Genomic DNA, 12,041 nt, shown 5'->3' on the forward strand with positions numbered 1-12,041 from the left:
ATGGCACGTATTCTTGGTGTCGACTTACCTAGAAATAAGCGCGTTGAAATCGCGTTGACATACATCTATGGCATTGGACGTCCTCGTGCAGCTATGATTTGCAAGCAAGTAGGCATTCCTTCAACTCTAAGAACTGAAGGTTTGACTGACGAGCACATCGCTAAAATCCGTGGCATCATCGAACAAAATTTCAAAGTAGAGGGTGATCTTCGTCGTGAAGTGGGCCAATCTATTAAACGTTTGATGGATCTTAACTGTTACCGTGGCATTCGCCATCGCAAAGGCTTACCAGTTCGTGGTCAGAACACTCGTTCTAATGCACGTACTCGTAAAGGTCCTAAGAAGACGGTAGCTAACAAGAAAAAAGCCGTGTAGTTAAAGGATCTTAACGATGAATACTGAAAATAAAAACAAAACAGTTGCTAAGAAAAAAGTAAAAAGAAACGTTCCACAAGGGAACTGCTACATCCAAGCTAATTTTGGTAATGTTATCGTAACGATGACAGATCCAAACGGTGCTACTGTGTCCTGGTCCTCAGCAGGTCACCTCGGCTTCAAAGGAAGCCGTAAAGGTACTCCATTTGCAGCTCAAGTCGCGGCAGAAGACGCTGCAAAAAAAGCTATGGAAGCAGGCATGAAATCTGTGGACGTTTATCTAAAAGGCCCAGGCGCTGGTCGTGAACCTGCAATTCGTGCGTTGGCGGCAACAGGTATGAGAATCTTGACTCTTAAAGATATCACTCCTGTTCCACATAACGGTTGCCGTCCACCTAAGCGTAGAAGAATCTAAGGAGATATATCGTGAGCTGCATTAACGAAAGCGTATGTAGACTTTGCCGTCGCGAAAACGTAAAACTTTTCTTGAAGGGTGACCGTTGTTATACTGATAAGTGTTCTTTCGAAAGAAGACCTTACCCACCAGGACAACATGGTCAGTCTCGTTTGAAGTTCTCTGAATTCGCACTTCAATTGCGTGAAAAACAAAAAGCTAAGAGATACTACGGTGTTTCTGAGAAACAATTCGTACAATACGTACATGAAGCTAGCCGTTCAAAAGGATTGACTGGTACTGAGCTTCTTAAGTCTCTTGAGATGAGATTTGATAACGTTGTCTACGCGTTGGGTTTCGCTAACTCTCGCCGCGAAGCAAGACAGCTTGTTAAGCACAACCATTTCTTGTTGAATGGTAAGAGAGCTAACATCCCAAGCATCCTTGTTAACAAGGGCGATGTTATCACAGTAGCTGAAACAAGCCGCGAAATGGCTAAAGTTCAAGCTGCTATTCAATCCGTTGCTAGACGTTCTGTTCCAGCATGGCTTGAAGCCGATCATGGTGCCTTCAAAGGTACTGTTAAAGATCTTCCTAACCGTGAAGACGTAACAGTTGCAGTTGAAGAAAACATGATCGTTGAATACTACTCAAGATAATTTAACCTCTCGGGGGATCCATGCAAGAGCATTATTATAAGTTTTGGAGAGAGATGATCAAACCGAAGGGATTCGAAGTTGATCGTGATACTCTTCGTGATGACTACGCAAAATTCATTATCCGTCCCCTCGAAAGAGGTTTCGGGGTTACTCTTGGTAACTCCCTAAGAAGAATTCTTCTTAGTTCAATGATGGGTTCTGCAATCACTGCGGTTAAATTCGAAGGCGTATTGCACGAGTTCACTACGATCCCAGACGTTCTTGAAGATGTTACTGACATCATCTTGAACCTTAAAGAAGTACGTTTCAAACAGTACACTTCAGACTCTTTGACATTGAAGATCTCTAAAAAAGGTCCAGGCAAAGTGACTGCAGCGGATATCCAAGTTTCTGATAAGATCGAGGTTCTAAACCCAGATCACCATATCGCTACTTTGGGTGCGAATGCTAACTTCAGCGCGGAAATCGTTGTAAGTTTCGGTCGCGGTTACGTACCAGTTGAAAACAGAGAAACTGATCTTCCAGTTGGCTTTATCGGTGTTGACGCTCTTTACAGCCCAATCCGTAAAGTTAACTACAATGTTTCAAATGCACGCGTTGGTCAAAGAACTGACTACGATGCTTTGACTTTGGAAGTTTGGACTGATGGTTCATTGAAACCGGACGAAGCTGTTGCTCTTTCATCTAAAATCATGAAAGAACAACTTCAAATCTTCCTTACTTTCGATGAAAGCATGGAGCCAGTTGAAGAATCTCGTGAGCTTGGTTCACCTTCATTGAACGAGAATTTGTTCCGTTCAGTTGATGACCTTGAGCTTTCTGTTCGCTCTGCGAACTGCTTGAAAAACGCTAACATCCGTTACATCGGTGAGTTGGTTGTTCGTTCTGAAGCAGAGATGCTTAAAACTAAAAACTTTGGACGCAAGTCTTTGAACGAGATCAAAGAGATCTTGGGCGAGATGGGTCTTGGCCTCGGTATGAAAATCGAAGGCTGGCCGCCTCCAGGTTGGGATCCTTCTCAACCACCAGTAAAAAGAGAAACACAACAGTAATCACAAGTAAGTGATGGCACCAGCTTCCTCAGGGGAGTTGGTGAGGGCTGGAGCCCGAAAAAGTAACACTGAGCAATTACGCTAAGTGTTCTTCGTGAGGATACCTGATACGGTCCCCACGTTTTACCGGAGAACAAAATGAGTTCACACAGAAGAAGAGTTAAGCATTTCGATCGTAAATCTGGCCCAAGAAAAGCGTTGTTGCGTGGTTTGGTTGAGTCTCTAGTTGAGCACGGCCGTATCACTACAACTGTTGACCGTGCGAAAGAAACTCGCCGTCACGTTGAGCGCGCTATCACTCTTGGTAAAAAAGGTGACTTGAACACAACTCGTTTGTTGTTGTCTCGCTACCCAAATAAAAACGTTGTAAGCATCATCATGAAGGACTTGTCTCCTCGTTTTGCTTCTCGTCCAGGTGGTTACACTCGTATCATCAAAATCGGTCGTCGCCCTGGTGACACTGCTGAGATGGCTTTCCTTGAGTTCGTAGACTACGATTTCGAAGCAAAAGCTGCAGCTAAAGAAGAGAAATCTGCTAAAGCTACAGAAAAACCAGCTAAGAAAACTGCTGCGAAAGCAAAAAAAGCGACTACTAAAACTGTAGCTGCTAAAAAGAAAACTGTTAAAAAGACTCAAAAGAAAGCTCGTGCGAAATCTCGCGCTTAATTTCGAGGATCAAAATTGATTTTCAAAAAACCCAGGGCAACCTGGGTTTTTTTTTGGTATTTTCACATCTGGAGGCGCATCGATGAAACAACATCTGAAAGCTTTAGTTCTGGTTCTTGTGGTAGGTAGTCTGGCGGTCTGGGCGTTTAATCACTTTTTTATGAGTAAAGTGGCGCAGTCGCCATCGAACATCTCTTCTATTGAGAAAATGGAAACCGAAGGTGTTCCTAATTTCACTTCTAAAGCCCTGGATGGCCAATCCTTTGATCTAAATCAAATGAAGGGTAAAGTAGTCATCCTGAACTTTTGGGCTTCCTGGTGCGGTCCCTGTGTTGAAGAAGTGCCTTCATTGATCAAGCTTATCAAAGAATACAAAGGCGACATTCAATTGATCGCTGTTTCTGGCGATAGCAATGAAGCCGATATCCATGTCTTCCTTAAGTCCTTTCCAGAGCTCAAGGGCGAGAATATCAAGATCGTCTATGATCAAGACCGCAGCTTGATGAAGATGTTCGAAGTGGCGCGTTTACCCGAGTCTTTGATTCTGAATAAGGATCAGAAGCTGGTGAAAAAGCTGGTCGGTTCTATCGATTGGCATACCAAAGACTCTTTGGAGTATATGGATTCTCTTTTAGGGAAGTCAAAATAGCTGCCAGTCGTCGCTGGCAGGTTTGTCGAATGTTGGCGAAAAGAAAATGCTAGAGACATTTCCTATGTCTCTAGCAAGCTCACGAGGTTAGTTTTTAGAAATTACGGGCAGTCGAATGCCAGGTCTATTTTAGTTCCTTCGATCAATGGTGAATTGAATTTCAGGATGTTACCTTCAACTTTAAATTGAGTGAAATTTGCACCGTTGATACCGATTTTCACAGAGTTCGCCACTGGAGTACATTGTAGGGTCATGTGAGTCATCGAGTTCACGATCTTATCACGGAAAGTATTTAAATTGTTGACGAAGCTTGAGTCACAAATGCTACCCACTCCACCGTCTGTCATCATAGAAAGATTGTCGTAAACAACACCTTCATGGCTTGGAGAAGCGGACGCGGCGTCTTGCATAGCTTCGCAAGACTTATCGCCTGGTTTTACGATGATGCTGTTGAATGTGAAGCGTACGTCGCTACCGAATTTTTGTTTGGCCATCGCGACCACGTTAGCTGGCATGTCTTCAGCTTCCAGAGGCAAAAGGCTTCCGGCAGCGTCATTTGATTTCATTTTAGAAGCGTCACCGCCCACAGAGCGTTCGTCTTCATTGGATACGATGATGACCGATACCGCTGCTCCTGCACGGTAACAACCATTTGATCCAGCTAAAGCGAAGTGATTGTAAGTCGCCTTTAAGCCGCGTTCGTCGGCCGAGCCAGATCCACCAATAGTCATGGCGTTTACTGTGTTTTCAAAAATAGTAGTTAAGTTCGGTGTTCCTTTTTTTAAAAGATACGCAGGAGTTCCGCCAGCAGGGGAGTAACCTACGAAGTCGGCTGAAAAGCCCCATACATTGTTCATGGCTCGTGTCGTGGTCATACACATTTGCCAGTCAATACCAGAAGTCTCAAGGCCACCTACGAAGTCACCAAGACTTGCTGCAAGCTTTTTAAGATCGGGAAGCATCGAGTTCGAGTCGTCAAATACGATCAAGAAGTCGACCTGTTTATTTCCGTATCCGACCACTTGTGAGAAACTTACTGAATTAGTAGGTGCGGATGAAGCCAATTCTGTTTGTACTGGTGCGAATTCCATTTTTGAGCACGCTGCAGTCATGCTTGTCATCACACTTAGGATCAGCAGATTTTTTAGTTTCATCGTTTTCATATATTTACTACCTCACTTAAAAGCCTAGCACTCACGATGACATCAAAAAAAGAGAAAACTACAAATGCGAGCCAAAATAGCTAATGATTCTAGTAATTTACAAGATTGTGGCGAACTCCTTTACAGGTCCTGCAAACAACGTCGACGAAACTTTCTGAAATAAAAACAAAGGTGCTTAAGATAAAAACAAATTACGGCACTTTCAAAATATCGGGAATGAACTCATATCAACTCAAATGAAGTTTGGAGTTGCCCGAGCAATCTCTTCATTACAATTACGTGACCCCATTGAAAATCCAGAAGTGAGTTGATACATCATCGCTGCCATGGCGAAGCTATCTTCATTCACACTCCTCTCTAGAAAAACCAATATCGAGAGCCTTGATTTCAAAATCAGAAAACTGGATTTGATTTATCAAGAGCATCTTAAAGGCGCTTTTGCAATCTTGGGTAACGGTTTGGCGTTTGTATGGGTGGCATGGGATCTGGTTCCACATCTGGTTTTGGAGATATGGATGAGTGCGATGGTAACTACTGTGACCATTCGTATGATCTCGTTGTGGCAGTGGAATAAAAAGAAACATGCTGTAACGAATAGACGAGCCCTGCGCTTCTGGGAGTACTTGCTGTATTCTCAACTTTTGATTTCGGGCTTAGGCTGGGGAGCTGTGGGAGTTATGGCAGCTTCCACCATGGATATCTCTTTGCAGATCCTGGCGTCTTTAATTATCGCCTCTATGACCGCTGGTCCTTTAATCTATTACGTGTCCTCTAAAAAAGCGATGGCCTGTCTGACGGCGCCGGCTTTGATAGGATGGAGCTTTGGTTATCTGCTGTTGTCAGAGGTTCCCCATCATCATCTTTTGGGTATTTTGATTTTATTCTATTTGGTTTTGCTGTCCTTTATCGGTCGCAATTTGAATCGCGCGATCTTGCGCATGATCTCTTTGGATTATCAGCTTAAAAAGAACGAAGAGCATCTGCGTATGGCGATGGCTTCCAGTAATGCCCTGTCTTGGGACTGGTATGTGGAATCCAATCATTTGGAGTACAATGGCAATATTGATTTATTTCCAGAAGGTCTGGAGCAGCTGCAGGATATTTTGAAAAAGCATTTCGTTACGCCAGGAGATCTGGATGCAGAAATTGAATGCCTGGATCAAAACCTACAACCTCGACATATCGCTATTAAAGGTAAAATTTCTAAAGACCCCAAAACGACCTATCGTATGACGGGAATCGCCTGGGATATCACGACGAAAAAGAACGAAGATCTGCTCCGCCGGGAAAGAGACGTTCATGAAGCTGCCAATCGTGGAAAATCGGTTTTGTTGGCAAATGCCAGCCACGAGATTCGCACGCCGATTGCTTCGATATTAGGTTATTCTGAAACGTTACTGGGGAGTCCGGCTTTGGATAAACAGAGCCGCCAGGACGTGGAGGCGATCCATCGTCAGGGTAAGTTCATGGTGACCTTGGTGAACGATCTTTTGGATCTTTCTAAAATTGAATCCAAGGGTTTGTATTTTCAATCTTGCTCAATGAATCCAGCCTTGGAGTTGGAAGATTCCGTGGCGATGATCCGTTCGACATTGGATAGTTCAAAACATACATTAGAATTAAATTTTGAAACTCATTTCCCTGCGGTTATTTCTTCTGATCCGGTGCGCTTTCGTCAGGTTGTGATCAACCTCCTTTCAAATGCGGTCAAGTACACTTTGCAAGGGGATGTTAAGGTTCAAGCGCGTTTCTATGCAAATGTCGAAGGCGAGGGCTTCATCAGTCTGATGGTTTCCGATAACGGAATGGGTATGGACTATCACGTCCAAAGACATCTGTTTGAGCCTTTCATGCGTGGAGAAAATCCCGAGGTTCAGCGGGTGCCTGGTTCGGGACTGGGCTTGGCTCTGAGTCGCCAGCTGGCTCGTGGTATGGGCGGGGATTTGCGCCTGGTTCGCTCGATGCTGGGAGATGGTAGTACTTTCGAATTCGTACTTCCTGTTGGCAAGGCAGCGGAGTTAAAAATGGTCTCGGCCCACGAAGCCCGTTATGGAACTCGAGAGCAAATTTTGGTACCGCAAGAAACGAATCATTTGCAGGATCGCGAAATCCTGGTGGTGGATGACTCGGATGATTTGCGTGCCTTGATGGCGCGATATCTGATGCGTGAAGGTGCCATTGTTGAAACCAGTGAAAATGGTCAGGCCGGTGTGGACCGGGCTTTGGCTAAAAACTTTGATGTGATCTTAATGGATATCAAAATGCCCGTGATGGATGGTTATCAGGCGGCCGCTTTGCTGCGTGAAAAAGGATATGTCGGTTTGATTGTGGCCGTGACGGCTCAGGCGACGGCTGAGGGCAGAATGGATTCTCGAAGCAACGGGTTTGATGCGTATTTAAGCAAACCCGTTGATATCAATCTATTGAAGGATATTTTGATCCAAGCCTAAGGCGGATGCGCTAAAATCCAAATTTCTTTTTCAAATCTTCGACAGCTTTTTGACCTTCTTTTTCAAGTTGCTTGCGCCCCTGGTTTTCAGCGTCTTTTTTGGCTGTTTCGACTTTCGCTTCAACTTGCTTTTTTTGCGCGTCTAACTGTTCTTGGGCTTTTTTGACTTCTTTGTCGAATTGGCCTTTCAGTTGGTTGATTTGTGCTTCCACTTGCGCTTTTTGTTTACCGATTTCCTGATCTACGTAAGCTTGAATTTTTTTACGAGCTTCTTCGACTTTGGCTTGAATCTGCTTTTCAAAGCCTTTGGAAAGTTCCGGCCCCAAGTTCGAGTTGATCGAAAGGGGTATGTTCGGCAAATCACCTTGACCTTTCGCAGTCAAAGTCACCACTGGAATTCCTGCAAAAACGGCTTTCAGAATTTCATCAGCAATTTGATTTGTCGATGAAACCGCGTAATCGATTTTTGTGAATTTATTGTCGAAGTCCACCGCCAGGTTTTTCAAGCCCACCAGCGAGCCTTGAATACCCATGGCTCCATGTGCTTTGCTGAAGGCGATCTTAACTTCTGGACTGTTCACCAGGTCTTTGCCTTCGATTGCGTATTGATCGACTTTGAATTGATAGTCGATCACGGAATCGTCTTTACGGTTATCGATAGAAAGCTTTAACAAAAATCCCAGAATATCCATCGCTGGGAAATCACCCGCCAATGTGGCGATCGTTGGACGACCGACCAGTCGTTGGTTGGAAGTGATATCCATGATTTCACCTTTGACGTTGCCAGAGTTCGGAGTCAGTCCTGCTTGAGAACTGACAGCCGTTCTTTTCACCCAGAACATCGGGTAGGAATTAGGACGACCAAATTCGTACGTAATACCTTTTTCACGAGGATGCGGTTGAATGGCAACTTCTTCCTCTTCAGATTTGGCTTGGCCTTTTTTCAGATATTTTGGCGGAATATATTTTTCGGCCAAGGCCTTATAACGGAAGAACTTTGCTTTGTAAGGCTCCAGATAGCGATTGAAGACAGCCATCGTCAGTGCTTTCGCATCCACTTGAGGAATGCGGAAGTGTTGCTCCAGGGACTTGATGTCGATTTTGACCTGCTTTTCAATTTCCCCGTACTGAGTTTGCAACGCTTTCAGATCGTTATTCAAATCATTGCTGACGGTTTGAATCTGTTTGTATTTGCCATCTGCATCTTTGTAAACGGCGTCTAATTGCTGCAAAGCCGTTTGCAGCTCCTGAGGATTTTTAAAGTCTTTGTATTGGATCTTATTCAGGCGATCACCCAAGGATTGAATATCTTTTCCTTGTGGCAAAGATTTTAAGCGCTCGTCCCAGACTTTTTGTTTTGTATTTAAGTCTTGTTGGAACTTTTCGATCATCGCTTTGCTTGGCAGTGATGACTGCAGCTTTTGCAATTGGGCGTTCGGATCTGCTCCACCGAGCATATTAATCACATCACCCAAAACATTTTCGCCATAGCGATCTTGCAATTCTTTTTCGGCTTGGGATTTTAGTTTACCACCTTCAGATGCTAACATGCCTGGTTCGTTTGAAACCGGAGGCGGAGGAGCGACTTTACCTGGGTAAGCTCTTTTCACGCCGAATTCGATTTGTTCAACGACGGCTTCGTTTATAACGAACTTCACGCGAAGAAGAGCATCCCACAACATGCCAAAACGGATTTCACCGATTTTGATTGAATCGTGAGTCGGTTTTTCTGCGTCAGTAAGCTCGATGCCCTTGATGCTGATATTGGCGTCAAAAAAGCTGGACTTTAAATCAGCAATATTAACTTCAGCGCCCAGGGCTTTGTAGCCGCCCCATTCTATAGCTCGGCGCAAGTGTCCATCAAAGAAGAAGTGGAAATAAAGTCCGATTAACAAACAGAAAACAACGAAAGGAATCAGGGCGCCCCAGCGAATGATGCCTTTTTTCTTTTTTACTTCAGGATTTTTTTGAGTGTTTGCCATGTTTCTAATTCCTATCGGCCGTAAAGATCGTTGTATTTGCTATACCAGTCGTAAAACTTTGTGGCTTTCAGAGCCTTCCAGATTTTGGTGTCTCTGATGCGTGCAACGATTGTTGCACGGTATGCCAGGATCAAAGATTTAAAGCCGTAATAGGCGAATGGAAATAAAAGCACTGATACAATCATCGAGCCCATGATGATGCTGTTGTTAAAACGAGTCATCGGAACAAAGGGCATATTGTACATGCTGACAAACAAAGGGCGCAGGCTTTCCATTTCCAAAACCGCTTTGCCCAAGTGATGAGCCGGGGTATCGAAAAGAAAGGCTACGAATTTAAAAAAGAAAGCGGAAAGAAAAGCGGCTCCCAATTGCACTCTGAAAACAAATACAATCAACAAAACGATCGCCGTTTGAATTGAGAAGAAAGGTGCGAATCCCAGGAGCAGTCCCAATGCCAGACCGAATGCCAAAGGCATGGTGTCGGTGTCGGAATTCAGCAGTTTAATGAAATTGTAGAGCTGTTTTAGTAGCAACGTCATAGATGTCCTCACGATGGAAGGTCGAATTCGAAACTCTTTAAAGTTTATGACAAAAATGCGTGGCGGCAAGTGAAAAGCGAGGACAGTACGGGGGGATTGTCGTATGTTTTTAGGTATATGAAATCATGGGCTCAGTTAGTTGCAGATACAGTTCGAATGGGTGGGGTTTTGGTGTTTATCAAGGACCAGGCGCCGCAGGATTTCCAACAATGGTTAGAGCCCTTGTCGCAATCTTTTGCTATGAAAATTCCGTTCACTGTCCGTAACAAAAGTGATTTTGCGAACGGTCGCTATCAAACTGGCGTCCATGATCTGATTTTCTTTTTTGAAGGGCAGGAGGCGGTGCTTGCGGAGCTTGATGCCCTTGTGCAAGGACAACGTGTCTGGATTGCTCCCGGAAATACTTCTCCGGCAACAGTGGATTATCTGTGGACGACTGAAGACGTTTCAGCGTGGGTGGCATTTTGGAGCAGCCTCGTGCCACAATTTGATTCGCTGATTGAAAATTGGAGCAGTCCCGAGATGGATCATGCTCCGTGTTTGTTTTTGGATCGCGACGATGTGGTCGTTAAAAACGTTCCCTATAACAAAGATCCTCATCAAGTTGAATTAATTCCCGAAGTGGTGGAGCTGATTCATAGGGCTCACGCTGAAGGTTATTGGGTGGCTTTGGTCACCAATCAATCGGGAATTGGTCGCGGCAGAATTTCGTGGCAGGAGTATAAGCAAGTACATCAGCGTATGTTGAAGCTGCTGGCGAATGAAGGCGCCTGGATCGATGAATGTGTTTGGTCTTCGTATATCGAAAACGAATCCGTGCCCGAAGGACGCTTGCTTGCTGGCTTAAGAAAGCCTCGTGCGGGTATGTTTCAGATGGTGAAGGATAAGTTGAAAATCGATATGAAGAATTCCATCATGGTCGGTGACAGTGCAACGGATTTAATGGCTGCTTATTCTGCGGGAATTGGTTCTTGCTATTTATTTCGATCAGAGAAATTGGACAAGGAACGCGAAACTCTAGAAAAGTTCCGCGCGGAAAATTCTAAATTTTCCTATCAAGCCATATCAGCAGCAGCAGACATATCGTTCGGGCGTTTATAGCGCATGTAAAAGAACGCTCCAGAAAGACTTACCACGAACGAACACACCTGAAAGGCTGTGATTGTGGTGGGACCGACTTCGCTGGAGTGACCTGTGTAGATGTTAAATAGAAAATAGAATGCTGCTTGACCCACTCCCACGCCTGCAGGGGAGATGGGGATCGCTGTGGCCATGAAGCCCAGTGGTGCGACCAAGAAATATGTTTTTGCCGGAATGTCAGTGTATCCAGAGACGACGCCTACCATGTACAAAAACAGAATCGCTGTGGATTGGGCAATTAGACTGATGCCGATGACTTGGGCGATGCGTAGAATGCTGTTGCCGTAAAGGTGCAGACTTTCATAGATCTTCATGAATTTTTCAGCCAGCGGAAGTTTATTGATCACGCGTTTTAAAATCTGCGTTTTGTAAACTTTCGAAGAGAAAATCAAACTCAACGCCACGGTGAAAACGATGAATAGGGCGATGATAAAATAAAACAAAGTCATCAGGGTTGCCACATGGCTTACGTGACTGAAATCGTAAATCATTACGGCCAATGCCAAAAAGATCATGGCGTAAAGGCCCAAGACTCGGTCCATAAGAACGCTGGTGGCCGCGACAACTTTAGTGCCTGGGAATTCGCGGGTAAAGTAGTATGCTTTGATGACATCGCCACCCACTCCGCCGGGCATCGCGAAGTTAAAGAATTGGCCGATCAATGTCAGTTTGAATGAAGACCAAACTTTTGCGGGAATTCCTTGGGATTTGACCAGGACGCGCCAGCGTTCGCTTGCCAAAAAGAAATTTAGAACCGTGATGGTAACGGCTAACAAAAGGGTTCCGGGAGTAAGAAGATTGCGAAGGGCAGAAAAGTTCAGTTTTCCTGATTGAACCAACCAGTAGATAATTCCCACCGCAAAGATGATCTTAAGCAATTGAACCGCGATCTTTTTCGTCTTTTTAACCATGAGTCATTCTTACTTTAAAACCCGCTCAAACTCTACCTGGAGATAGAAGAAGTTTTGACCTG

The 12,041-nt window shown here is 44.6% G+C and carries 12 protein-coding genes; 8 read left to right on the plus strand and 4 right to left on the minus strand.

All coding sequences use genetic code 11. From position 1 onward, the window contains the following. The 6 genes from rpsM (at position 1) to HW988_RS04105 (ending at position 3,795) form a co-directional block, all read left to right on the plus strand. Complete coding sequence (gene rpsM / locus HW988_RS04080; protein ID WP_142699144.1) at positions 1–375, plus strand: 30S ribosomal protein S13; 375 nt, start codon at positions 1–3, stop codon at positions 373–375. A 16-nt stretch (positions 376–391) separates the two neighbouring features. Further along, positions 392–790, plus strand: coding sequence for a 30S ribosomal protein S11 (gene rpsK, locus HW988_RS04085; protein WP_142699145.1), 399 nt, complete (start codon positions 392–394; stop codon positions 788–790). A gap of 11 nt (positions 791–801) precedes the next feature. Beyond that, entirely contained in the window at positions 802–1,428 is a 627-nt protein-coding gene (gene rpsD, locus HW988_RS04090; RefSeq protein WP_181606321.1) for a 30S ribosomal protein S4, read from the plus strand. Positions 1,429–1,448: 20 nt separating this feature from the next. Further along, positions 1,449–2,480 (plus strand): DNA-directed RNA polymerase subunit alpha, encoded by a 1,032-nt coding sequence (locus HW988_RS04095; RefSeq protein ID WP_142699147.1) that lies wholly within the window; start codon positions 1,449–1,451, stop codon positions 2,478–2,480. 138 nt (positions 2,481–2,618) lie between these two features. Beyond that, positions 2,619–3,146, plus strand: coding sequence for a 50S ribosomal protein L17 (gene rplQ, locus HW988_RS04100; protein ID WP_181606322.1), 528 nt, complete (start codon positions 2,619–2,621; stop codon positions 3,144–3,146). Between the two features lie 82 nt (positions 3,147–3,228). Then, entirely contained in the window at positions 3,229–3,795 is a 567-nt protein-coding gene (locus tag HW988_RS04105; protein ID WP_181606323.1) for a TlpA disulfide reductase family protein, read from the plus strand. A 101-nt stretch (positions 3,796–3,896) separates the two neighbouring features. On the opposite strand, the gene HW988_RS04110 is transcribed toward HW988_RS04105, so the two are convergent. Then, entirely contained in the window at positions 3,897–4,958 is a 1,062-nt protein-coding gene (locus HW988_RS04110; protein WP_255490196.1) for a hypothetical protein, read from the minus strand. 326 nt (positions 4,959–5,284) lie between these two features. Here HW988_RS04110 and HW988_RS04115 point away from each other — a divergent pair, with 326 nt between their 5' ends. Beyond that, complete coding sequence (locus tag HW988_RS04115; RefSeq protein ID WP_181606324.1) at positions 5,285–7,408, plus strand: hybrid sensor histidine kinase/response regulator; 2,124 nt, start codon at positions 5,285–5,287, stop codon at positions 7,406–7,408. Positions 7,409–7,418: 10 nt separating this feature from the next. Here HW988_RS04115 and HW988_RS04120 read toward each other — a convergent pair whose 3' ends face one another. Both HW988_RS04120 and HW988_RS04125 read right to left on the minus strand, forming a co-directional pair. Further along, a complete protein-coding gene (locus HW988_RS04120; protein ID WP_181606325.1) occupies positions 7,419–9,389 on the minus strand; it encodes a TIGR03545 family protein in 1,971 nt (656 codons plus the stop codon). 11 nt (positions 9,390–9,400) lie between these two features. After that, complete coding sequence (locus HW988_RS04125) at positions 9,401–9,928, minus strand: TIGR03546 family protein (RefSeq protein WP_181606326.1); 528 nt, start codon at positions 9,926–9,928, stop codon at positions 9,401–9,403. 117 nt (positions 9,929–10,045) lie between these two features. On the opposite strand from HW988_RS04125, the gene HW988_RS04130 reads away from it, so the two are divergent. Then, a complete protein-coding gene (locus tag HW988_RS04130) occupies positions 10,046–11,029 on the plus strand; it encodes an HAD-IIIA family hydrolase (RefSeq protein WP_181606327.1) in 984 nt (327 codons plus the stop codon). On the opposite strand, the gene HW988_RS04135 is transcribed toward HW988_RS04130, so the two are convergent. Next, positions 10,984–11,979: a lysylphosphatidylglycerol synthase transmembrane domain-containing protein gene (locus tag HW988_RS04135; protein WP_181606328.1), complete on the minus strand. Its 996-nt coding sequence runs from the start codon at positions 11,977–11,979 to the stop codon at positions 10,984–10,986. The genes HW988_RS04130 and HW988_RS04135 overlap by 46 nt on opposite strands. Between the last annotated feature and the right edge of the window lie 62 nt (positions 11,980–12,041).

Origin of the sequence: Bdellovibrio sp. KM01, from assembly GCF_013752535.1 — a bacterium.
In the GTDB taxonomy this organism is placed as follows: domain Bacteria; phylum Bdellovibrionota; class Bdellovibrionia; order Bdellovibrionales; family Bdellovibrionaceae; genus Bdellovibrio.